The sequence below is a fragment of the Nocardiopsis sp. FIRDI 009 genome (assembly GCF_003386285.1).
Lineage (GTDB): Bacteria > Actinomycetota > Actinomycetes > Streptosporangiales > Streptosporangiaceae > Nocardiopsis.
In genome coordinates, this window is record NZ_QPNC01000007.1 from 1 (window position 1) to 22,189 (window position 22,189).

At 72.2% G+C, this 22,189-nt stretch carries 16 protein-coding genes and 1 riboswitch; of the genes, 4 read left to right on the plus strand and 12 right to left on the minus strand.

Going from position 1 to position 22,189, the window contains the following annotated elements; translation table 11 throughout:
• Positions 1 to 28: 28 nt before the first annotated feature.
• The 6 genes from DVR05_RS04655 to DVR05_RS04680 form a co-directional block, all read right to left on the minus strand.
• On the minus strand, positions 29 to 313 hold the full coding sequence (locus DVR05_RS04655) for a DUF6507 family protein (protein ID WP_157982385.1): 285 nt from the start codon (positions 311 to 313) through the stop codon (positions 29 to 31).
• An 800-nt stretch (positions 314 to 1,113) separates the two neighbouring features.
• Positions 1,114 to 2,196 (minus strand): ribonucleotide-diphosphate reductase subunit beta, encoded by a 1,083-nt coding sequence (locus tag DVR05_RS04660; protein ID WP_116244571.1) that lies wholly within the window; start codon positions 2,194 to 2,196, stop codon positions 1,114 to 1,116.
• Between the two features lie 128 nt (positions 2,197 to 2,324).
• A complete protein-coding gene (locus DVR05_RS04665; protein ID WP_116244572.1) occupies positions 2,325 to 4,874 on the minus strand; it encodes a ribonucleoside-diphosphate reductase subunit alpha in 2,550 nt (849 codons plus the stop codon).
• A gap of 151 nt (positions 4,875 to 5,025) precedes the next feature.
• Positions 5,026 to 5,218, minus strand: a riboswitch (cobalamin riboswitch).
• A gap of 303 nt (positions 5,219 to 5,521) precedes the next feature.
• Positions 5,522 to 6,094 carry a hypothetical protein gene (locus DVR05_RS04670; protein ID WP_116244573.1) on the minus strand — a complete coding sequence of 191 codons (573 nt, stop codon included), beginning with the start codon at positions 6,092 to 6,094 and terminating at the stop codon, positions 5,522 to 5,524.
• Between the two features lie 26 nt (positions 6,095 to 6,120).
• Positions 6,121 to 7,872: an NYN domain-containing protein gene (locus tag DVR05_RS04675; RefSeq protein WP_116244574.1), complete on the minus strand. Its 1,752-nt coding sequence runs from the start codon at positions 7,870 to 7,872 to the stop codon at positions 6,121 to 6,123.
• Between the two features lie 198 nt (positions 7,873 to 8,070).
• Positions 8,071 to 11,004 (minus strand): sigma-70 family RNA polymerase sigma factor, encoded by a 2,934-nt coding sequence (locus DVR05_RS04680; protein ID WP_116244575.1) that lies wholly within the window; start codon positions 11,002 to 11,004, stop codon positions 8,071 to 8,073.
• A 210-nt stretch (positions 11,005 to 11,214) separates the two neighbouring features.
• On the opposite strand from DVR05_RS04680, the gene DVR05_RS04685 reads away from it, so the two are divergent.
• Positions 11,215 to 11,958: a hypothetical protein gene (locus DVR05_RS04685; RefSeq protein WP_116244576.1), complete on the plus strand. Its 744-nt coding sequence runs from the start codon at positions 11,215 to 11,217 to the stop codon at positions 11,956 to 11,958.
• 257 nt (positions 11,959 to 12,215) lie between these two features.
• On the opposite strand, the gene DVR05_RS04690 is transcribed toward DVR05_RS04685, so the two are convergent.
• The 6 genes from DVR05_RS04690 to DVR05_RS04715 form a co-directional block, all read right to left on the minus strand.
• Positions 12,216 to 12,713, minus strand: a complete 498-nt coding sequence (locus DVR05_RS04690; RefSeq protein ID WP_157982386.1) for a hypothetical protein — start codon at positions 12,711 to 12,713, stop codon at positions 12,216 to 12,218.
• A 1,202-nt stretch (positions 12,714 to 13,915) separates the two neighbouring features.
• The gene (locus DVR05_RS04695) at positions 13,916 to 14,824 is read right to left on the minus strand and encodes an ATPase (protein WP_116244578.1); all 909 of its coding nucleotides are present in this window, start codon (positions 14,822 to 14,824) and stop codon (positions 13,916 to 13,918) included.
• Between the two features lie 13 nt (positions 14,825 to 14,837).
• Positions 14,838 to 16,163, minus strand: coding sequence for a type VII secretion integral membrane protein EccD (gene eccD, locus DVR05_RS04700; protein ID WP_116244579.1), 1,326 nt, complete (start codon positions 16,161 to 16,163; stop codon positions 14,838 to 14,840).
• Positions 16,164 to 16,229: 66 nt separating this feature from the next.
• Positions 16,230 to 17,207 carry a TNT domain-containing protein gene (locus DVR05_RS04705; protein ID WP_116244645.1) on the minus strand — a complete coding sequence of 326 codons (978 nt, stop codon included), beginning with the start codon at positions 17,205 to 17,207 and terminating at the stop codon, positions 16,230 to 16,232.
• Positions 17,208 to 17,287: 80 nt separating this feature from the next.
• Positions 17,288 to 17,590, minus strand: a complete 303-nt coding sequence (locus DVR05_RS04710; RefSeq protein ID WP_116244580.1) for a pore-forming ESAT-6 family protein — start codon at positions 17,588 to 17,590, stop codon at positions 17,288 to 17,290.
• 27 nt (positions 17,591 to 17,617) lie between these two features.
• A complete protein-coding gene (locus DVR05_RS04715) occupies positions 17,618 to 17,947 on the minus strand; it encodes a hypothetical protein (protein ID WP_116244581.1) in 330 nt (109 codons plus the stop codon).
• Positions 17,948 to 18,309: 362 nt separating this feature from the next.
• On the opposite strand from DVR05_RS04715, the gene DVR05_RS04720 reads away from it, so the two are divergent.
• From DVR05_RS04720 to DVR05_RS04730, 3 genes are all read left to right on the plus strand, one after another.
• Entirely contained in the window at positions 18,310 to 18,684 is a 375-nt protein-coding gene (locus DVR05_RS04720; protein WP_116244582.1) for a DUF6507 family protein, read from the plus strand.
• Positions 18,685 to 18,865: 181 nt separating this feature from the next.
• Positions 18,866 to 21,703 (plus strand): hypothetical protein, encoded by a 2,838-nt coding sequence (locus DVR05_RS04725; RefSeq protein WP_116244583.1) that lies wholly within the window; start codon positions 18,866 to 18,868, stop codon positions 21,701 to 21,703.
• Entirely contained in the window at positions 21,703 to 22,110 is a 408-nt protein-coding gene (locus tag DVR05_RS04730) for a toxin-antitoxin system YwqK family antitoxin (RefSeq protein WP_116244584.1), read from the plus strand. The genes DVR05_RS04725 and DVR05_RS04730 overlap by 1 nt, the downstream gene beginning before the upstream one ends.
• Positions 22,111 to 22,189 lie beyond the last annotated feature (79 nt).

The window sequence follows — 22,189 nt, forward strand, 5'->3', positions numbered from 1 at the left end:
TCTACGCTGGCGATCGCGGCGTAGTCAATCACCCCCGTGTCCAAGATCCGGGGTTAAGCCCCCCTGCACCGCTCACCGCGCTGGCGCTCTTGCTGACCATGCCGCCGATCTCGCCAAAGTAGTGTTCGGCGAACTCGGCGAGCGCGGTGCCGATGGGGTCGCTGTTCGCCGCGCTGTTGGCCTCGTTCAGATGTGTTTCCAGCGATGTCATATGGCCGGTGAGGCCCTCGGTGCCATCCTCGTCACCAACATGCTCGGAGACGGAGGACAGCACACCGAACACTTCCTGGGGCTGAATACTCCATGCGGGCACGGTGGTCTCCCTTCGACCCTGGAAGTCGTGACAGGGGATCTGCGTCGTTTTGGACGCTGAATGTAACGCTATGGTTCCCTGGCGCTCAAGGCGACCATCGGAGCGGGGGATCGTCCGCCCAGCGATGCAAGGGCCGGGTCTGTGATCGTGGAGCGAACGTTCCTGGTCATTGACTCCGTGGGCTGACAGGACCTTCTACTCAGCGCGAGAGTGACCGGTTCCGGTCAGGGACGTCCCCCCGAGTAGTGGAATACCGGACACTGGATGAGAGTCCAGGAGAGGAGTATGTCCTGGATCGGCCGCTGCAACACCCGACGGCGGCATTCGGCGAACGGGCAGCTCAGCCCGCTCGTCTACGAGTAGCGGGCGGATAGCCCGAAGCTCGCTGCCTGATCGGAGTGTGTCCATACATCGGGGGGAAGCCACGTCGGCCTCGCGCTGGTGTGCGCGCCCCGCGCGACCACCGATCCGATCGGCCGCCTCCAGGCCGTACTCCGAGCCGCCGGTCCCGGCGGGTTCCCCGACTCCGGGCACGGCGACCGGCCACACTGAGCGACACGGCCGACCGGCTCCCCGCCCCCGCTCACGAGGGAGGGAAGCCACCACGCATCCCCCTGCTCTGACGCGGGCCACGGCAGCCTCCGGACAGGCGAAAAGGGTGCCCTGCCTCCGCGGAGGCAGGGCACCCTTTTCGCGTCCGCCCGTGGGGCGGGGGAGGCCCGGTCGCGCCTACCGGGCCTCCTCTCGCATCGGCCCTCCGCCCCTCCGCCGACGGGGAGGAAGGGCCGGGTCGGCACGGATCAGTCCCAGTCCAGGCCGCCGCCGGTCTGGTACTCGATCACGCGAGTCTCGAAGAAGTTCTTCTCCTTCTGCAGGTCCATCATCTCCGACATCCACGGGAACGGGTTCTCCGTCTCCCCGAAGATGGGCGCCAGACCGATCTGCTCGGCGCGGCGGTCGGTGATGAAGTGCATGTACTTCTCGCACAGCTCGGCGTTGAGGCCCAGCACACCGCGCGGCATGGTCTCGCGACCGTAGGCGACCTCCAGCTCACAGGCCTCGGCGAGCATCGTGCGGACCTCGGCCTGGAACTCCTCGGTCCACAGGTGCGGGTTCTCGATCTTGATCTGGTTGATCACGTCGATGCCGAAGTTCAGGTGGATCGACTCGTCGCGCAGGATGTACTGGTACTGCTCAGCGATGCCGACCATCTTGTTGCGGCGGCCCAGCGACAGGATCTGCGCGAAGCCGGTGTAGAACCACATGCCCTCGAAGATCACGTAGAACGCGACCAGGTCCCGCAGGAACGCCTGGTCGGCCTCGGGCGTGCCGGTGCGGAAGTCCGGGTCCTCCAGGTTCTGCGTGTACTTGAGCGCCCACGCGTCCTTGGCCGTGATCGACGGGATCTCCCGGTACATGTTGAAGAGCTCGCCCTCGTCCAGGCCCAGGCTCTCGCAGATGTACTGGAAGGTGTGCGTGTGCACGGCCTCCTCGAAGGCCTGGCGCAGCAGGTACTGGCGGCACTCCGGATTGGTCAGCTGGCGGTACACGGCCAGGACGATGTTGTTGGCCACCAGCGACTCGGCGGTGGCGAAGAAACCGAGGTTGCGCTTGAGCATCAGGCGCTCGTCCTCGGTCAGGCCGTCCTTGGACTTCCACAGCGCGATGTCGGCCTGCATCGCGACCTCGGTCGGCATCCAGTGGTTGTTGCAGCCCGCCAGGTACTTCTCCCACGCCCACGTGTACTTGAGCGGGAGCAGCTGGTTGACGTCGGCGCGGGCGTTGATCATCGCCTTGTCGTCGACGTTGACGCGCGCGGCGTCGCGCTCGATCTCCCCGAGGCCGCTGGCGGCGCTGGCGCTGTTGTCGGCTGCTGTGGTCATGCTGGGGTCGCTTTCCGTTCTCCGGCCGGGCCGGACGTTGGTGTTGCGTGATGTCTGGGGGGCCGGGGCGGGGCCGCCCGCGACGTGCGCGGACGGCCCCTCGGCACGGGACTCCCGGACGGGCGGGCCTACTGGCAGGCCTCGCACTCGGGGTCGTCGATGGAGCAGGCCTGGCCGTCCACGATCTCGAACTCGTCCTCACCGGCGGCGGTGGGCGCGGGGCTCGGAGCGGGGGTGGGGCTCGGCGAGGGGGACGGCGACGGGCTCGGCGACGGGGCCGGAACCGGGGTGGCGGACACGGCGTTGAGACGGCCGTCCGTTCCCTTGAGCGTGCTCTTCTCCACGTGGGTGGCGCTCTGCGAACGCAGGTAGTAGGTGGTCTTCAGACCCGAACGCCACGCCCGACGGTACAGGGCGTCGAGCTTGCGACCGCTCGGAGCGGCCATGTACAGGTTCAGCGACTGGGCCTGGTCGATCCACTTCTGACGGCGCGACCCGGCGTCGACCAGCCAGTTCGGGTCGATCTCGAAGGCCGTGGCGTACAGGGCCTTGAGGTCGTCCGGAACCCGGTCGATGGCGCCCAGGCTGCCGTCGTGCATCTTCAGCTGCGAGACCATGTCCTCGTCCCACAGGCCGCGCTCCTTGAGGTCGCGGACCAGGTACGGGTTGACGACGGTGAAGTCGCCGGACATGTTCGACTTGACGAACAGGTTGCGGTAGACCGGCTCGATCGACTGACTCACACCGGTGATGTTGGCGATGGTCGCGGTCGGGGCGATCGCCATCACGTTGGAGTTACGCATCCCGGTGGTGCGCACGCGCTCACGCAGCGAGTCCCAGTCCAGGGTCTCGCCCCGGTCGACGTCCAGGTCGCCGCCGCGCGCCTCGGCGAGCGTGCGCAGCGAGTCGATCGGCAGCACGCCCTTGCTCCACAGCGACCCGTCGAAGGACTCGTAGGAACCGCGCTCGGCCGCCAGCTCCATGGACGCCTCGATGGCGTAGTAGCTGATCAGCTCCATGCTCTCGTCGGCGAAGTCGACGGCGCCCTCGGAGGCGAAGGGGGTGCGCAGCTTGAACAGCGCGTCCTGGAAGCCCATGAGGCCCAGACCCACGGGGCGGTGGCGCATGTTCGCGCGGCGCGCCTCGGGGATCGTGTAGAAGTTCACGTCGATGACGTTGTCGAGCATCCGCACGGCGGTGCGCACGGTGCGGCGCAGGCGCTCGGCGTCCAGGCCGTCGGGGCCGGTGTGCTGGGCCAGGTTGACCGAGCCCAGGTTGCAGACGGCGACCTCGTCGGCGCTGGTGTTCAGCGTGATCTCGGTGCACAGGTTGGACGAGTGCACGACACCCGCGTGCTGCTGCGGCGAGCGCAGGTTGCACGGGTCCTTGAACGTGATCCACGGGTGGCCGGTCTCGAACAGCATGGTGAGCATGCGGCGCCACAGGTCCACGGCCCGGACCTTCTTGAAGACGCGGATCCGGCCCGCCTCGGCGGCGGCCTCGTAGCGGGTGTAGGCCTCGGCGAACTCGGTCCCGTACTTGTCGTGCAGGTCGGGGACCTCGTCCGGCGAGAACAGCATCCAGGAGCCGTCCTCCTCCACGCGCTTCATGAACAGGTCCGGAACCCAGTTCGCGGTGTTCATGTCGTGGGTGCGGCGACGCTCGTCACCGGTGTTCTTGCGGAGGTCGAGGAACTCCTCGATGTCGATGTGCCAGGTCTCCAGGTAGGCGCAGACCGCGCCCTTGCGCTTGCCGCCCTGGTTGACCGCGACGGCGGTGTCGTTGGCGATCTTCAGGAACGGGACGACGCCCTGGCTCTTGCCGTTGGTGCCGCGGATGTGCGAGCCCAGTCCGCGCACCGGCGTCCAGTCGTTGCCGAGGCCGCCCGAGTACTTGGACAGCATCGCGTTGTTGCTGATGCCGTGGAAGATCGACTGGAGGTCGTCGCCGACGGTGGTGAGGAAGCAGGACGAGAGCTGCGCGCGCACCGTGCCGGAGTTGAACAGGGTCGGCGTGGAGGCCATGAAGTCGAACGAGGACAGCAGCTCGTAGAACTCGATGGCGCGGGCGTCGCGGTCGTCCTCGTTCAGGGCCAGGCCCATGGCGACGCGCATGAAGAACGCCTGCGGCAGCTCGTAGCGGACCTCGTCGCTGTGCAGGAAGTAGCGGTCGTAGAGGGTCTGGAGGCCGAGGAAGGTGAAGTTCTCGTCCCGCTCGGGGCGCAGGGCGGCGCCCAGACGCTCCAGGTCGAACGTGGCCAGGGCCGGGTCGAGCTGGCCGAGGTCGATGCCGCGGCCGACGTAGGCGGCCAGGTAGGCGGCGTAGCGCTCGGCCATCTCGGACTGGCTGGCGGCCTGCGGGGCGCCCGCGATGAAGGTGAGCGCCTCACGGCGGAGCTTGTCCAGGAGCAGCCGGGCGGCCACGTAGGAGTAGTCGGGGTCGACCTCCACGAAGCTGCGGGCAGCCATGACCAGGGCGAGCTCCACCTCGGCGTCCGAGATGCCGGGGTAGAACCCGCGACGCGCCTCGGTGAGGACCTTGTCCGCCGAAACACCGGTGAGCCGCTCGCAGGCCTCGGTTACGACGTGCTCGATCCGGTCGACGGCGGCGGGGGGCGCGCCGTCGTGGGTCGGCTCGGGCCGAACGGATGCGGGCACGGCCTCGACGTCAAGGGTCATACAGCGGCTCCAACCTCGGTAGAAGAGTCCCGGCGGGGAGGGACACGAGAAACACGGCCACGGCACACCGGTGGGCCGACACGCTGAGTGCGCGTGGTCACGTGACCGGTGGGTCGCGGTGGCCCGCTCTCGAAGCCCCGTCATCGGCGCACGGTCGGTGCGCGCTGGCGGCAGGTCCCCGGGCTCGCGGGCGCCCACCTGGCGTCGCTCCCCGGGGGTCACTCGGGGGAGTCCTGTGTGCGACGCAGTTCGATCCCGCTCACCGATGCGGGGCAGTCCCGGATGCACACCGGGTTCCCTCTTGCCTCACCCCTGGGGGGTGAACCACCAGCGGGAGAGATACTACATCTAGGGGATGGGGCGTTGGAACACCGCAAGATGATGGCGTGTCACCGATTTTTCGGCGTGGCGATCATGGCTGAGGGCACACCTGAGACGTGGTATGGGGCGCGCCGATCCATCCGCTCCGCGGGGTTTTCACGCACCGATCCGGAGGTGTTCGCGACCGCGACCGGACACAGCCTAGGGGCCCTCGGAGGGTGTGACACACCAGGCGCGTCAGAAAGCTCACGACAGCGTCGCGAGTCACGTCGGGGACGGGCTCCCGGGCCGGGCCGGGCCGCCGCCCGACCGGACCCGCCAGGGGGTCAGTCGCCGTCCAGCAGGCGGTCCAGGTCGTCCTCTCCCAGCCCCAGGTCGGTGCGGATGCGGAACCGGATCCGCAGGAGTTCCTCCAGCAGGTCCCGCGTGTACGGGGAGGCGGCGGCGTCCAGGTGCGCGCGGATCCCGGCGGTCGCCCAGCGCTCGGCGCCCCCGAGGTCGTCGTGGGCGTAGAGCACCTCGGCGATGTGCACGTGGGTGGGCAACCCGAGCAGCGGCTCGCCCTCCAGGCGTTTGAGCTGCGTGTAGGCCCGCTCGATCTCGTCCAGCTGCAGCAGGGCGCCCGCTCTCAGGGCACGCGCGTCGATCACCGTCGGGCCGCCGTCGTCGATCGCCCGCTGGTAGGCCGCGCACGCGTGCTCGTACTCCTGGGCGATCTCCCACTGCTCCCCGGCCCGCACGAAGAGTTCGGCCCGGGTGATCTCGCTCCCGGCGTCCACCCGGTTGGCCAGGTCCTGCAACTGGGCGGCGACGGGGCCGTGCTCACCCGACCGGACGGCATGGAACTCCATACGGTCGAGATCTGCCGTCGTCACGTGGGTCAACCGCATCGCCCCCATCCCCTACTCGCGCTCCCGCTCGCCGATCAGGGCCTGGCGCGCTCCAGTGCCTGCCAGAACCCCTGGCGCAGTCCGTCCCGGACCTCGTCCCTCAACAGGTGGTCGATCGGCAGCGAAGAGCCCTGGAGCAGACGCGCCTCCAGGTCGGAGGGCATCCGGGGTCTCCGGGCGAGGACCGCCTCCACCCACAGGGCGGGCGCCTCGCGCGCGATCGACTCCGCGAAGTCGTTCCCTTCTTTGCGTGCGACATGCACCGCATCGTCAACGGTATGCGCGGCGGCGCGCGTCTGTTGGGGATATCCAGGACTGGAGCCGGATTCCTGGTGTCCCCGGGGATCGAAACGTTCGTCGTGCTCGGGACCAGTACGCGGCGGACCCCCGTATCCGGGAGCCGCCCCGCCGCGGCGTGCGGCGTCAGTTTCCGTACTGGTCCCATAGGTAGGGTTTGCGTCGTTCGCACCCCCGAAACCCGAGCTGTCCCCCGGCCCGAACCGTGGGTCGGCCTGGGGCGGCGGCCCGCTTCTCTGCGGCGGCGGGTGGCCTTGGGGACTGTCGGAGGCGAACGAGCGCTGCGGTCCGGTGCCGCCGGTGAAGGACTGCTGGGGACCCGTCCCACCGCCGAACGACTGCTGCGGTCCGGTGCCGCCGGTGAAGGACTGCTGGGATCCCGTCGCCCCGGCGAACGACTGCTGCGGCCCGGTGCCGCCCGTGAAGGCGCGCTGGGGGCCGGTCGCGGCGTGGGTACCGGAGCCGGGCTGGACGGGCGCCGATCTACCGGGCAGGCCGTATCCGTTCTGCTCCGCGCCCCGCACCGGCTGGTCCCCGGAGGGGTAGGCCCCCTGGCCGCTCTGCCCCCCGGATCCGGTGGCCGGCGTCGTCGCGCCCGGGTAGGCGCTGTTGCCGCCCATCGGCGTCTGGCCCCCCGAGGGGAAGCCGTTGGCGTCGATCGGGCCGGGCGAGGGGGTGTCGGAGGCCGGACCGGCGAGGTGGTCGCCGCGCTGCTGGGCGAGGGACCGCCGCATCGCGCGCAGCTGCTCCATGGCGTTGCCCTGCGGTACGTGCTGGGGCCCGGTCCCCGCGAAGATCCCCTCCAGACCGCCGCCCGTGGTTCCGGCGGGTTCGACCCGGCTGCCCCCGGGCTGGGCCTCGACCGGCTGGCGGGGGGTCTCGGGGGCCGACCGGGCGCGGCCGTTGGCGAACGGGGTCGTGGTCTTGGCCGCGTTCTCCTGGGAGGAGCCCCCGCCGGTGAGCAGGTTGACGTGCGGGCGCAGGTGACCGGCGCCGATCTCGATGAGGTCGTCGCACTCCCGGCGCAGGGCGCGGGAGATGGTCCAGTTGCCCTCGACGGAGATGTGCACGACGGTGACGCGGACGCCCAGGTCCTGCACGTCCGCGACGACGGCCGCCATGTCCTCGTCCCCGCTGACCAGGACGGCGTCGCACAGCACACCGGTGCGGGCCAGGGTGGTGAGGTCGCGCTGGACGTAGCTCTCCACACCCTCGCGGCGGCCCGGCCGTATCCGGGCCGCGCGGAACTTGATGCCGGGGATGTCGGCGATGCCGTCCTGTTCCTGGGTGCGCCGGTCGTCGGCGACGGCCTCGTACCAGTAGCAGCGTAGGAGCGGCAGGCCGGTGCGGTCCCGCGCCACCTCGTTGAGGAACTGGACCAGACCGGAGTAGTCCCAGGAGACGGAGTCCCGGTTGCGGGTTCCGTGTACGGCCATCGCGCCGTCCGCGAGAAGGTATCCCGCGTCGACGAACAACGCGCAGCGGTCCACGTGACACCGCCCCCTTCCCTGTTGATTCTGGGGCCATACCCATGACCGGGCCACAGCCTAGCCAAGTCTGTCTCGTTTTGCGTGCCAGCCGCGAACACCCACGGTTACGGTCACGCGACGCACAGACGGAGAGTCCGAGGTGACCCGGGCCTTCCCGACCCCACACAGCGTGACCGGGACGTCATACCGAGTCGGGCCTCAGGTCCGCATGGGTGCGGTCAGGACGATCGCACCGACCAGCACGGCGTCCTGGTGGGACCGGATTCGGATGTCCGATTCCCTCCCGAGTACCGCGTCGAATCGGACGACGTCCGTTCCGAAGACGGCGGGGTCCCCCACCGATCCGCGCGCGGAGCTGACGAAGGCGTTGTCCGCGCCCGCGCGCCCGCCGCGCGGCGCGAGGACCGTCCCGTCCACCGCGACCGAGTCCCCGGCCAGGCCCGCGTCCCCCTCCCAGGCGACGACGTCCACGGTGGAGGACACCGCCGCGGGCAGCAGCCCGGACACCGGGAAGCCCGACTCGCCTCCCTGGAAGACGACGTCGGTGTGGTCCAGGACCATCGCCTGGTCGTAGGACCGGACCCCGGGGTCCTCCAGCACCACGACCAGGCTCCACCCCGCGTAGACGCCCCGCCCCTCGACCGCGGGGACGTCGGCGACCCACCACTCACCGCCGCCCTGGGCGCGCACGATGTCGGTGACGTCGGCGAAGGCATGGTAGGCGGGGTATCCGGGCAGGTCGACGACGCTGACCTCGTCCGCCGCGACGGTCCGGTACCCGTCCGCCGCGGGCCCCTTGATCCGCGCGGTCGGCGCCTGCGGCCGCCCCGCCGCGGAGAAGTACAGGCCCGCCCAGCGCACGTCCCCGCCCTCGGGGAGGTCCCAGACCGCGGAGCTGGAGGAGGTGGTGTCGGGGTTCCGGTCCCGGTCGAGGGGGCCCATCTCCCAGTGGTCGTTGTCGAGCAGGTACCCCTCCCGGTTCCTGGCCCGCGCGCAGGACCCCGCCACGGTGGACTCGGCGGACTCCTCCTCGGCATGGGGCGCGGGTTCCGGCCCCACCGAATCCTCGGAGGCGCCCGGGTCCTCCGGGGCGCCCGTCCCCTGGGCGGCCTCGGGTCCCCCGGGGGCGGCGGGGGGTGCGGGAACGCCCGGGGTGTCCGGTGCACCGGTGTCGCCGCCGGTGACCGCCGGGCCACCGAGCTCCCCGTCACCCGGGGAGAGGTCACCCTCGGTCACGTCGGTCTTCGCCGGGGGCTCACCGTTCCCGTCATCCCCTCCGTCCCCGTCGTTCTCGTCGTCCTCGGCCTCCTCGAACGGCGACTCCAGCCCCAGGTCGAGGGGTGCGTCGCCCGGAACGCGACGGGTGTCGGCCTCGGGCGACGGGCCGGGCTCCTCCGAGACGTCCCCGCCCGGGGCCTGGTCGGGGTGGCCGCCCAGGCGGCCGTGATCGTCGTCGTGCACGTGCCCGTGCCCGTGCCCGTGGTCGTGCGGATGCTCGGGCCAGGGCCACGGCCAGGGGATCCCCGGGGGCTCGGGGAGTTCCGGTTCGACACACGTCATCAGGGCGTTGCCGACGGTCTCCGTCCGGACCCGGCCGGCCGTCGCGTAACGCGCGGCCACCCCGTCGGTGCTCACCCCCCGCTCCCCCGTCGCGGTGACGGAGACGTCCCCGGCCGACAGGGCGACCGTGGCGGGGATCCCGGTGTCGGCGTCCCCTGCCACGCGGACGTCGAAGAACTGTGTGCTGTCCTGCCCGGCGTCCAGGCCCGGATGCACGCAGCGGCCCCCGTTGCTGCCCGCCGAGCAGCTCCAGTCCCCGTGCCCGGCCGCTCCGGGCAGTGCGTTGCCCGCGCCGCCGGAGGAGATCATCTCGACACCGGGCGGCAGCGTGATGAGGGCGACGACCTCGTCCACGGTGGCCGCGCCGATGTTGCGCACGTCCATGACCATGATCCCGTCGCCGCCGGGGACCAGGGAGCCGACCGGGTCGATGCCCGCGGTGAACAGGGGTCGCGGCGCCTCCTCCCCGGGCACCTCGGCCTCCGGAACGTCGGCGGGCGGCACGACCTCGGGAACGGGGTCCGGTTCGGTCTCCTCCGGCGGGGAGGGGGCGGTGACCGGCGCGGCCGGCGGCGGGTCCGCGGGCGGGGGGTCCTCCTGGGGGGCGGGCTGGACCGGGGGCGCCGCGGTCGGCGGGTCGGGAAGGGGCTCCTGTCCGCCGATGAGCGCGAGGGCGACCGCGGCGGCGACCCCGGCCGCGGACGTGGCGCCCACCGACGCCTGCTGCTGACCGCGCGACATCCTCCCCCACCAGGCGCCGGTGGCGGCGCCGCCCGGGACGGAGGCGAGGTAGCCCGCGGCTCCGGCCCCGGCCACGAGGGGCAGGATAGTCCCGCGCAGTCCGACGTTGACGTCCATCAGCTCCGCGTACACCTCACGGCAGTCGGCGCACTCGTCCAGATGCGCGCCGACCTTGGCGGTGTCGCGTTTGGCCAGCCCGCCCCGGACGTAGGCGCCGAGCAAGCCGAGGGTGGGACGGCACGGCTCGGCGGCGCCTCCACCCGCCAGGTGCATCTGGAGGTAGGCCTGCCGCAGACCCTCCCTGGCACGGTAGGCGAGGGCGGCGACGCCGTTCGCGTTCATCCCGAGGATGGGGGCGGCCTCCGAGGGCTTGGCCCCCTCGATCTCGGTGTGCCACAGCACCGCCTGCCAGCGTTCCGGGAGTGAGAGGAAGGCGCGGGCGATGAGGGAGCGTTCGAGCCCCGCCAGGGCGGGGTCGACGAAGGGCTGTCCGGGGTCGAGGCTCTCCATGTCGCCCGTGACGACCTGGCGCTTCTCACCGCGCCCCCGGTCGTAGGCGGCGTTGCGGACGGCGGTCAGCAGGTACGGGCGGAAGGAGTCGCTGGGGCCCCGTCCCCGCTGGATGACGCTGAGCACCCTGGTGAAGGCCTCCGCGACGGCGTCCTCGACCTCGGCCTCACCGCGCAGGAGCTGACGGGCGAGACCGCGAGCGGCGGCCGCGTGGCGTTCGTAGAGCACACCGTAGGCCGCGGTGTCGCCACCGCGTACACGCCTGATGAATTCTTCGTCACCAGTCAGTACCTCTGTGTGATGGCCGTCGGCGTCGGTCACCCGGCGTCCTTTCTCGACATCCTCTGCCAGCTGGGAGAAACGCCGGATCGGCGTCGAACTCACAGGTCCCCGAAAAAAATATCCCCGATCGGCGTCATGACCGCCACCGTTCTCCGTAATCCGAGACAGAGGCGAGCGGAAGGGGCCCACCGCGGAGGCGCGGACCCCGACCGCGAACCGAGGGTCCGGACGACAGGGGGGAGCGGTGCCATGGGCGACGACGGACGGGGAGCCGGGGCGTGCGACCACGGGGTTCGCACCCGGGAACTCCGCGCCCTGTGGGGAAGGCGGAGCCGGGCACAGGTCTGGGACCAGGCGGAGGACTGGTGGACGCCCGCCGTGGACGCGGTGTGCGCGGCCTTCGCGACCGGCGCCGACCTGGCCGACGCGTCCGGGCGTCTGGGCGCGGCGCGGGCCCGGGCGGGGATCGGGGTCGGGCAGAGCCTGGCGGACCTGGCCGCGTTCACGGAGGTCGTCGGGTGGGGGGAGCCCCCGCTGGGGCTGGTGCGCGCCCTGGCCGAGGGGTGGGTTGGGGGAGGGCGGTCCACCGACACCTGCCAGGACGCGCTGACCGGGCTGGCGACCCCGGCCTACCTGCGCACACGGCTGGGGGAGCTGTATCCGTTCGGTGACGACGAACCGCCCGCCGTGGCGCACCGGCTGGTCGTGCTGACGCTCGACCCGACGATCGATCCGTGGCGGCGCGCGGCACGGCTGATCGTGCTCGGTTACGAACTGCGCCGGTTCTTCGACCGCGGCGAGTCGGTGTGCCTGCTCAGCCGCGGCCGGATCGCGGTGATCGCGCAGGAGGCGGAGGAGCTGGACGGACGGCTCAGCGAGCTGCGCCGGGGGTCGGGCTGGGAACACGGCGCCGGGGTGTGGGCGATCCCGCTGCCCCGGACCCTCAGGGAGGCGCTGACCCTGATCGACGGGCTGGGGAGGTCGGACCGATGACCACATGACACCGCCCGGTGCCGCGCGGTCCGCCAGGAGGGAGGCGAGACCCGGCACGGGCGGTCGGCCGACCTCCCGCCCCGCTGAGGGGAGGGGCGCTGGAGGGTCGGCCAGCCGGAACGGTTCCCGGGTCTTCTGGCCCCGGTGAGGGGCGGCCCGCGGAACCGACCGGTGAGGGGAGCGCCGCCGTGCGGCGCCCCCGGAGGCGCGTTCGCAAGGGGAGGCGGGCGCGCCTCCCCGCATGTCCGATCACGGGATCAACCGAGGTTGACCCGGCCCCCGGTCACCGCGAAGACGGCCCGGCGCAGGCGCGCGGCCGGGACGGGCCTGACCGCGGTGATGCGCGCCTCGTACCCGCCGGGGACCGCCGTGGAGGAGGCGGTGAGGAACCCGCCGTCGGCCGGTTCCGGGGCGCCCGCCGCCTCCTCGTCCGGAAGGGGTGGGGCGGCGGTCACGGGGGCCGCCACGGGTTCCGGAGCCGTCAGCATGCCGGAGACCGCCGTGTCCGGAGCTCTCACCGCCTCCGCGGGGGACGGCACCTCGGGGACCGACGGCACAGCGTCGGAGTGGTCCCTCCCCGGCTCCTCGCCGGTCTCCGGAGTGGACGCGCCCGGCTCCGGGCCCTCCTCCCGTCTCTTCTCCTTGCGTGCCCTGCGCTCGGAACCGAGGACGACGAAGACGTCCGTCTCCTCCGCGTCGGGGTTCGGGGGGTCCTCCGTCCCCGGAGCGCCGACGGCGGGGTGCGGTGCGCCCACCTCACGGGGCTGCCGGGCGACCGGAGGCCGGGACGGCTCCGGAGCCCGCTGGGGGGAGCGCGGTGGGGACGCCGCCCCGAACCACACCCGCGCCGGTGCGGACGCCCCGGACGCCTGGGGTCCGGAGTCCGGTGGTGAGGGCTCGCCGGGTTCCGGCGCCGTGGCCTCCCCCTGGCCGGGAGGGTTCGGTACGAGGTCACCGCGGGCCAGTGTCACGGTTTCGGACTCGGGCGACGGGTGTCCGGCCCCGCCCCGGTCCGAAGCGTCCGCTTCGGGCTGACCGGGGCCGCCCGAGGCGGGCTCCGGGGAGGTGTCGGAGCCCGATGTACCGGACGCCGTCCCGCTCCGGTCGGACGTACCCGGGGCCGGGGTGACGGGACCGGGTGGGGCGGATGCGGGGGTCCCCCGCCCGGGCGGCCCGGGAGGGGACGGCGGCGCCCAGGGCGGCACCGGCGCGGAACCGGGTGCCGAAGGAGCACCAGGATCAGGCGCACCGGGAGCGGGCGAGCCCGGAACACCCTGCCCGGGTGTACCTGGCGCGGGCATCCCCTGCCCGGGCGTCCCCGACGGATGCACTCCAGGAGCCGCGGTCCCACGAGCGGGCGTAGCCGAGGCGGGAACCCCCCGGCCCCGCTCACCCGACACGGGTACCGAAGGAACACCCGGGCCGGGTGCACCAGACGCGGGCGTGCCCCGCCCGGCCGGACCCGGTGCGGGCGGCGGCGTCCAGGGGGGTACGGGCGCGCCCCCGCGCGGGGGCCACGGCGCCGGGGCGCCCGGTGGCGTCGGAGGAGGGGCGGGGTCCGCCGTCGGGTTCGGTGGCCTGGGCGAACCCTCCAGGAACGCCTCGGCCACCGAGTCCTGGGCGACGACACGCGAGGACGGCGGCGTCCCCCCGGGAGGTGTGGGGGGCCGCTGCGGTCCCGAACCCTGCGGCCGCTGGGTCTGGTGGGGTCCAGAATCGGCGAACCACGGCTGGTTCGGCCCCGAGGCGGCCTCCCAGGGAGCCTGGTTCGGGCCGGTCGGCTCGTGCGGCCCCGGCCGTTCGATCGCGTACGGGCTCGGCGGAATGTACGGCCGGTCGCCACCGACCGCGGGCCCCTGCCGCCCGGGCGCACCGTAGGGAGGCGGCCCCGGACGCTGGTCGTTCTCCGGTCCGGCCGGCCGTTCCGGGTTCTCGGGGTCGTGTGGGTCCCGTCGGTTCACGGACGCTCTCCCTTCCGCGTCTGCGGGTACGGTCGGTCGCCGTCGACCGCCCTGTTCAACGCCTCGGCCGCCACGTCGAGAACGGTGCGGTGCGTGGCCTCGGCGATCCGGCGCGCCCGCACCTCTCCCCCCTGAGCCAGGTGACGGTCGTGCGCCAGACACAGCACCCCGGCCCCGCTCTCCGCCATGATCCGCCCGACGCGCACCGCGTCGAGCCCCGGGTCCTCGCCCCGCCGTTCGTCGAACAGGACCACCACCGTCCGCCGTGCCTCGCCCTCGCGCCCGCTCTGCACGAACGAGTCCAGGGCCCGGCCCACCCGGGCCGCCGCGGCGCGGGTCGCGCGCACGACCCACACCCGGGAGTGCGCCGACTCACCCACCGCGTCGGTGAAGGCCGCACCCGTCCCACCCGCCACGAGGGTCACCCCGAAGAACCGGGACAGCGGGAGCAGGCGGGACGCGTGGATCCCGACGTCGTCCCCCGCCGCCGTGACCGTCCACAGGCCGTCGCCGGCCTCCGCCAGCCCCTCACGGGCGGTCTCGAAGGTGGCGCCGTCCGCCCCCGCCCCCAGGTCCGGTGTCTCCTCCGCGCCCAGCCGCGTCCCCAGCGACGGTGACCGGCCGGTCGCGTCGACGGCGAGCACGCGGTCGTGCCGGTAGTGGGCGTAGGACCGTGCGAGCAGGGCGGTCACCACCGCCGTGTCCGCCCCCGTCCCGAGGTCGTCCACGACGATCCGCCGCCCCGTGGCGGTGGACCGCTGCAGCCGTCGGCCGACCTCGACCGCTCTGGCCACCTCGTCCGCCGACCGGAAGGGGCGCAGCGCGGCGCGCCCGACCCTGCGGGGCAGGCTGTCACCCGGAACCGCCCGACCGCCGGATGCGACCGCTGTCTGCGTGACGCTCATCGTCCCTCCAAAGTCAGAACGTGGCGAGAAGCCGCTCGTAGGTTCCGAACGCACCGACCGCCAGCGGGATCAGCACGACGACGGCGATCGCCTCGAACCTGCTGGTGACACCGCGCAGGCGGGCCCGCACGTGCTCGGGCTGCTCGATGGACAGGACCACGGTGGGAACGGCCGCCACGGCGACCGCCGCCCCCAGCGCCGGCCACACCCCCCACGAAACGGCGTCCACCAGCGAGAACAGGGCGCTCACCAGGACCACGAGGCTCGCGACGATGAGCACGGACTTCTGGGCGATCAGAGGGAACAGCCGCGCCCGGCTGGCGATCACGATGGCGAGAACCGCCGACAACCCCACCGTCCAGGGGTTGAACTGCGAGGCCAGTCCGATACCCGCCGTCGCGGCGGCGACGGCGACCGCGACGGTCGCGATGACCAGGCTGCGGTGCGCGCCGGCCACGGAGGTGAGCACGTCCGCGCGTGTGACCGCGTCACCCGAGCTGCGGTTGTCGTCCAGGACGGCGAGCCCGGAGAACATCAGGGCCAGGCGCAGCAGCACGCTCAGCAGGATCACGCAGGCCACCGTCATGATCGCGGCCACCTGGTGGTGGGGCAGCCCGAGCGCGGCGGACACCGACCACACGGCGGCCAACGCGAGACCGACGCCGCCCCCCGTCAACCCGCCCCGGCCCAGCCCGGAGGTCAGGCCGAGCAGCAGCACCAGTCCGGCGACGAGGGCGGCCAGCCCGCCCCAGCGCACCCACTGGGGCCAGTCGAACAGGTCGCAGGCGAGCCACAGACCCAGCCCGCCCATCGCCGCGCCGCTCATCACCAGCGCCGTGCCGAGGGGCTCGCGCCACGTGGGTCCGACCGCCGCGCCCACGGCCACCAGCAGGGCCGCCGCGGCGCCGATCGCGCCGAGCGCGGCGCCTCCGGGCGCGAAGTCCCGGACCACCCAGCCCGTGCTCAGGGTCAGGACGACCAGCGCCAGTGTGGCCGTCCACCGGGCCGCGTCGGGCGTCCACCGCCCCCTGTGCCCGTCGAGGGCCATGGACACCGCCTCGGGCACCTCGTGCACGACGGGCGCCGGGACGGGTTCCTCCGCGCTGACCAGACGCAGGACCGCGCCGTCGGCGATCTGCCGGTCCGCGAGGGTGGTGTCGCCCGCCAGGACCGACCCGGAGGCCGTGACCAGGTGTCGCAACCGCGCCGGGTTGCTCACCTGGTCACCGAGGAGGTCGAGTACCTCGGGCATGAGCGCGCCCACGGGTTCCGACGCGGGCAGGACGGCGTCGACGCGTCGCTCCTCGCCGACGAGCGTCACCCGGCTCCAAGCGGTCATGGCCTTCCAATCGTGCTGCGTTGCTGGCGGGGGTCACGCCAGGTTCGGATCCGCCCCCGTGGGTGGTCAGGAGGGCACGTCGCCCACGGCGACGCGTTCAAGGTAGCCATTGCCGATCAGCCAGCGCACGGTGGGTATCCGCGGCGCCTCGGCGAACCCGCCGCTGTCGAGGCTGAACCGGACGCCCCCGCCCGGGCTGGCGCCGTTGGCGGGAGCGGTGGTGGCGGCCACCTGGAAGGGGTGGATGACCCGGTAGCGGTGGTAGAGGTCCGTACCGTCGAGGCCGGTACGGGCGTGCTCGGGCAGGCCCCGGTCGGGGAAGGGGGTGCCGTCGGGGAAGAGGAACCGGCCGCTCTCCTGACCGAAGGCGTCGACGACGTCGCCGACCTCCAGCGTGTGGCGGTAGGAGTCGCCGCTGCGCTCCTCCAGGTTCTCGCGCACCTCGGCGGTCAGCTCCGCCGCGGACGCGGCGATGGCCTCCTCCTCGGCCGCGGTCAGCGGGGAGGGGTCGGGCTCGGTGGTGGCCAGCTCGCGGAACAGCCAGCGGGCCGCCTCGTCCTCGGTTCTGAACTGGGTCCCGGGACGGCCCTGGTCGAAGTCGATGACGGAGGAGTCCAGGTAGCCCTCGTCGTCCTCGGTGAGGAGGTAGTAGCTGTCGACCGTCCCCGGTTCCGGCCGTTCCTCGCCGGGGATGACGTAGAGGGACTCGGGGACGCCCGCCGCCGTCAGCTCCTCACGGGCCATCTCCAGGGTGACCTCGGTGCCAACCCAGTCCCCGGGGAGCTGCGGGATCGCGTTGCTCGCTGGGCCGGACGCGGCCTGCTCCTGTTCGATCCGCTGGTTGCTGAGCGTGGTGGTGACGAACGACCAGCCGACCGTGGCCCCGCAGACCACGGCGGCGAGACAGGCGCTGATCGCCACCTTGCCGATGTTCTCGTCGAGGCGGCGCCGGGTCCGTTGGCCGCCGAAGAGAACCGCCTCACGCAGGCGTTGGCGGCGGACCGCGATGGACTCAAGCAGCTGGCTGTCGTAGTCGCGGGCCAACAGCACTCCTCAGTTCTGCTCATGGGCTGCTCCCCGGGGGAGGGGGCGGCCCCGTCCGCTGCCTGTCCCGCCGCGTCCGGTCAGATGTTGGCGACGGCGGCGCTGGCGCGGCTCAGGGACTCCTGGGCGGTGGCGTCGTTGGACTCCAGTGTGGAACGCACCAGGCGAATGATGTCACGAACCTCGTTGGCGGCCTGGTGCCACTTGAGCTCCTTCGCGCTGTACTCCTCGGAGACGCCGTCGGCCTCGAAGTCGGCGAGGGCCTGGCTGACGTCGGTGTCGTGCTCGCCGATGATCGCCTCGAGGCGGTTGGTGATGGCGTTGATGTCGCCCTGCACCTCCGCGGAGGCACCGGTGTCGAAGGCGTTGCGTCCGTAGGACATCTGGGGGCTCCTTCCGGTGGGGGTGGACTACTTGAACTTGGCGGCGTCGAAGTTGGCCGCGGACATGTTCTGGTTGGCGTCGTCGGCCATGGTCTGGGCACCGGTCTGAAACGCCGCGTTCATGCCCGACTGCCCCTCCTGGATGGAGCCGAGTCCGGCACGCAGGTCGGCGGTGATCGCGTCGGCCCGGCTCTTGAAGGAGTCGAAGGCGGCCTTACCGGGCCCGTCGAACTTGCCGGCCAGGGGCTCGGCCGCCTGGATGAGCTGGCTGATGAGGGTGGACAGTTCGTCACCGCTACCCGCGGTGTTCTGCGACAGGGTGGTCAGCGTCGACTCGCCGACGTCCCAGCGTGACATCCGTTCACCTTTCCTCGGGGTCCTCGCGAGGCGGTCGCCTCCAAGGGGGGAGACGCGTGCGGTGCCACCGCGGTTCCGGGTTCGGGGAACCGATCGGGGGCCGTAGTCATCCCACTGGTGGGAATTCCGAATACTACAGCGGTGGATAATGACGGAAAAAGCGTGAATCCGCGCCTGTGGAAAAGGGGAGGACACGAGCTGGGAGGCGGCCGGAACCGGCCACGGCCCCACGGCTCGCCGGACGTCCGCGGCCTCTCCCGACCCCGGGGCGGGTCGTCCGCAGACTCCGCTGACGCGCGCCCCGGCCGCGCGTCGGGGCCGCCCCAGACCCCGCACCGACACCACGAAGGGAAGCGACCGCCATGTCGACATGGGACATCCAGCCGAGTGAGGTCGGCGGCGTCCTGTCCTCCGTCGCCGGACTCATCGGCGAGGAGGGCGGCTCCGAGGGCCTCGTCGGATGCATGGAGAAGATCGAGGACCGCATCATGGAGATCGGCGAGGAGGCGGACAGCGGTCCGATCTCCATCGCCCTGGGCGAGTTCGCCGCGGAGCAGTTCGGCCTCATGGGCGGTATGGCCAGCCTGACGGTCAGCGCCATCCAGGGCGCCAGCGACGCCACCACCCACTACGTGAACGGCCAACTGGACATGGCCGCCGAGGCGCAGGCGGGAGCGGGCGAGGTCCCCGAGCCGGAACCGGCCCCCCAGCCCTCCGGCGGCGCGCGGTACCTCTGAGCCGCCCCGGCCCCGCGTGTGATCGCGCACACGGGGAACCTTCCCGTGCCGTTCGGCATCATCCCCGGTGAACCCCGTCCGCCCGCTCCCCCGCACCCTTGACCCGTCCACCCCGTGACCGTCGGGCCCTGCACCCGTGCCCGGATCACTGACTGCCCCCAGTTCAGATGGAGAGTCTCCAGTGACCGCTGACATGTGCACACCCAACCCCGGTGGCGCCGTCAACCCCGAAGCCTGGCCGATCCCGACCGTCTCACCCGACGCGTTGGAGGGGCTCGCCTCCCGGCTCCGGGCCCACGGCTCCGAACTGGCCGGTGTGGGACAGGACATCAAGTCCCAGTGGGCGGGGCTCTCGTCGTGCTACTCGGCGCCCGAGGCCGAGACGCTGTTCGCGGTGCTCGACCCCGTCGCCACCGACGGCGACGAGGTCGAGCGGTCGATGGACGACGTCGCCACCGCCCTGGAGGACTTCGCCGAGCGGGCGCGGGACATCAAGGGACGGTGGAACACCCTGAAGGCGGAGGCCAACGCCTTCCTCGCCACCATCGACACCAGTACCGACGAGTGGCGTCAGGCGGAGGGCTGGTGGGACCGGCTCTGGGGCAAGGAGAGCGGCAACGTCGGCCGGAACAACGAACTCCACGCCGAGGCGGCCGCGCTCCAGCAGGAGTACGAGGAGGCCGAGCGGGACTGCGCCAACGCGATCAACGCCGGTGTCGCGGGCCGCACCAACTTCGTCGCCGGCGACCTCAGCGGGGAACAGGAGCTGGGCGAGAACGACTACGTCCACGGCTACGAGGGCGACCTGTCCGACGTGCCCATGGCCTGGGGCGCCCCCGTGGAGACCGACCACGGCTGGTGGGTGGACGCGGGCCACGCGGTGTGGGACTACGGCGTGGGCGCGGTCGAGGGCCTGGGCGGCATGGTCGGCGCCTACAGCTCCGAGGGCTGGTTCGAGGCATCCTGGGGCGACGCCATGTGGGAGCACTGGGAGGGCACGGTCCAGTCCGCAGCGTCGCTGGTGGGCATGTACGACGCCGAGGGCGACAGCTGGGGCTGGTCCGGCTGGGACAGCGTCGGCTCGGCGTGGAAGGACGCCGCGCACGCGGTCGTGCCCTGGGAGGAGTGGAGCGAACGACCCGGGTACGTGATCGGCACCGCCCTGCTCAACATCGGCGCGACCGTCGGCGGGGCGGTCCTGACCGCGACCGGTGTGGGCGCCGCGGTCGGCGTCCCGCTCATGGCCTGGCGCGGCGCCGCGATACTCGACAAGATGGGCGGGTCGCGCGTCCCGGACGTGACACCGGACGGGATCGACCTGTCGCACGGCCTGCCCGCCTACGGCAATCCGCGGATGCCCGGGATCAGCGTCGACCTGAGCGGTCTGAACCCGCTGCGGAACGTGGACCTGGGACGGCTGCCGAACCTGCGGAGCACGATCGACCGGCTCCTGCACCTGAACACCCACGACGGCCAGACCCCCGACGCCGGCGACCGGAACCGGACGGTCGGCACCGGCGACGGCGCACCGGACCCCACGGTCGAACAGGTCTCGGAGAACGGGCGTCTGCTCCGGGAACTCGGCCTGGATCCCTCCCTGGGCCGGACCCTCGACGACATGGACGCCACGGCCGGGGACTACCCCGCCTGGGAGATGTCGCAGACCCCCGAGACCTCCGCCGACACGCCCCAGCCGAAGGTGCCCGTCGGCGCGGTCTCCCGCGCGGACACCGCGGAGCACGGCGGCCCCGAGCGGAACCGGTGGGACCTCACCGGCACCGGCGACGGCGACCTCCCCGACGGCCTCGACGGCGACCGCGCACCCGACGCCGACGCCGCCCACCGCGGCCCCGTGGTCACCAACAGCGTCGACAACGGCGGCGCCACCCCCCGCGGGACGGTCACCGGCAGTACCGGCGACGGCGGCGCCACCCACCACGACGGGGTCGCCGAAGGCGGCCGGCCCACGGCCCCCGGGGACCGGTCGCCCTCCGGCGGTCCCCGCCCCGACGAGGCACCGGGACGACCGTCCGGCTGGGACCAGGACCGGGCTCCGGGGCGCCCCGCGGACGAGGACGCGCCCGAACGCGTGGATGATCCGAAGGACTCCACCCGGGATTCCGCCGAGGACCCGGCCACCGAGGACACCACCGACCCCGCCACTGACGCCTCCGAGGACACCGTTCCGGAGACCGGTGAGGGCACGGAAGGGGGGTCCGACACCGCGGACACCGCCGAACGGGACCTCCCCTCACCCCAGGAGACACCGCCCGGGGACCCGAGGCCGACCCCGACCGACCTCTCCAGGGGCAGCATCCTGGAGCGGGTGTCCGAGGACAGGGTGACGCGCGGGGACGACGGGCTCATCGACACGATCGACGGAAAGCCCCTCGACACCTACCTGCACGACCTGGTGACCCAGCGGGCCGCGGACATGGTCAGGATCACGAAGGAGAAGATCCGGGTTCCGGTCGACCGCTCGACGCTGGAGAACCCCATGCACGCCCCGAAACCGGGGGAATCCACGATCAAGGACGTCCAGCTGAGCAAGGGCGACCTCGGCGGCAAGCGGGGATCGGTCAACTCGATCGTCATCGACCGGGTTACGGGCGCCGTCGCCGAGGGCGTGAACGGGCGTTCCGGTACCGTCTCCATCAGGCCGGGCTCCCTCCACCCGGAAATGCTGGACCGTCTCGAACGGATGCGGAGGGACGGCCCCTACCAGCACGTCGACAAGGACGGCACCCCCACCGCGATGGAGGAATTCCCGCACGGCGACAATCCGCTTCGGCACGCCGAGGTCAAAGCCATCAACGAACTCCTCCTGGAACGCCCGGACGCACGGGTCAGTGAATTCCAGCTCGACAATCAATTCACGTTCAAGACGGACGACGCGGCGAAAGCTCCCTGCTGCGCGAACTGCACTAGGATGACAAGGGACGCTCCCGCCCCGAGAGTGGGTAAGTACTCCCACCTCCCCTGGGACCCGAACAACACGCACACCTTCGAGGACAACTGATGCGACAGGTCGACGAGGACGATCTCGACTACCCGGACGAACTCACGGCCCTCCTGGACGGGGAACCGTTCACCGGACAGGGGATCGAGTACGAGGACGGACAGCCCGTCGAGTTGACCACGTACGTGGCCGGCACGGTGGAGGGTCCGCAGCTCAAGTGGAGTCCGAGCGGGCAGCTCCTCATCCAGGGCAACGTCCGGCAGCCGTACGGCGCCGTGGGGCCGTGGCACTTCTGGGACGAGGAGGGGAGGCTCATCCGGGAGAACATCTTCGACGAGAAGGGCAACATCCGCATCGTCAGGGAATGGGACGAACACGGAAACCTCACGGGTGAGGAAACCCATGACCCGCTCTGGGGAGACAAGGACCCCGAAACGGGGGAGAAAAGGACGCTGCGCTGGCGCTGAAAACCTCCGGAAGCGCTCTCGACCGACACTGAACACCCTTCCCACCGGACACCCGGCGATCGGAGTCAGGAGATGAAAT

What these genes read in the sequence shown, in the direction of transcription:
- DVR05_RS04685 (WP_116244576.1), top strand. Translation starts at nt 11,215, where the DNA reads ATGGGCGACGACGGACGGGGAGCCGGGGCGTGCGACCACGGGGTTCGC.
- DVR05_RS04720 (WP_116244582.1), top strand. Translation starts at nt 18,310, where the DNA reads ATGTCGACATGGGACATCCAGCCGAGTGAGGTCGGCGGCGTCCTGTCC.
- DVR05_RS04715 (WP_116244581.1), bottom strand. Translation starts at nt 17,947, where the DNA reads ATGTCACGCTGGGACGTCGGCGAGTCGACGCTGACCACCCTGTCGCAG.
- DVR05_RS04660 (WP_116244571.1), bottom strand. Translation starts at nt 2,196, where the DNA reads ATGACCACAGCAGCCGACAACAGCGCCAGCGCCGCCAGCGGCCTCGGG.
- eccD (WP_116244579.1), bottom strand. Translation starts at nt 16,163, where the DNA reads ATGACCGCTTGGAGCCGGGTGACGCTCGTCGGCGAGGAGCGACGCGTC.
- DVR05_RS04670 (WP_116244573.1), bottom strand. Translation starts at nt 6,094, where the DNA reads ATGGGGGCGATGCGGTTGACCCACGTGACGACGGCAGATCTCGACCGT.
- DVR05_RS04710 (WP_116244580.1), bottom strand. Translation starts at nt 17,590, where the DNA reads ATGTCCTACGGACGCAACGCCTTCGACACCGGTGCCTCCGCGGAGGTG.
- DVR05_RS04730 (WP_116244584.1), top strand. Translation starts at nt 21,703, where the DNA reads ATGCGACAGGTCGACGAGGACGATCTCGACTACCCGGACGAACTCACG.
- DVR05_RS04695 (WP_116244578.1), bottom strand. Translation starts at nt 14,824, where the DNA reads ATGAGCGTCACGCAGACAGCGGTCGCATCCGGCGGTCGGGCGGTTCCG.
- DVR05_RS04665 (WP_116244572.1), bottom strand. Translation starts at nt 4,874, where the DNA reads ATGACCCTTGACGTCGAGGCCGTGCCCGCATCCGTTCGGCCCGAGCCG.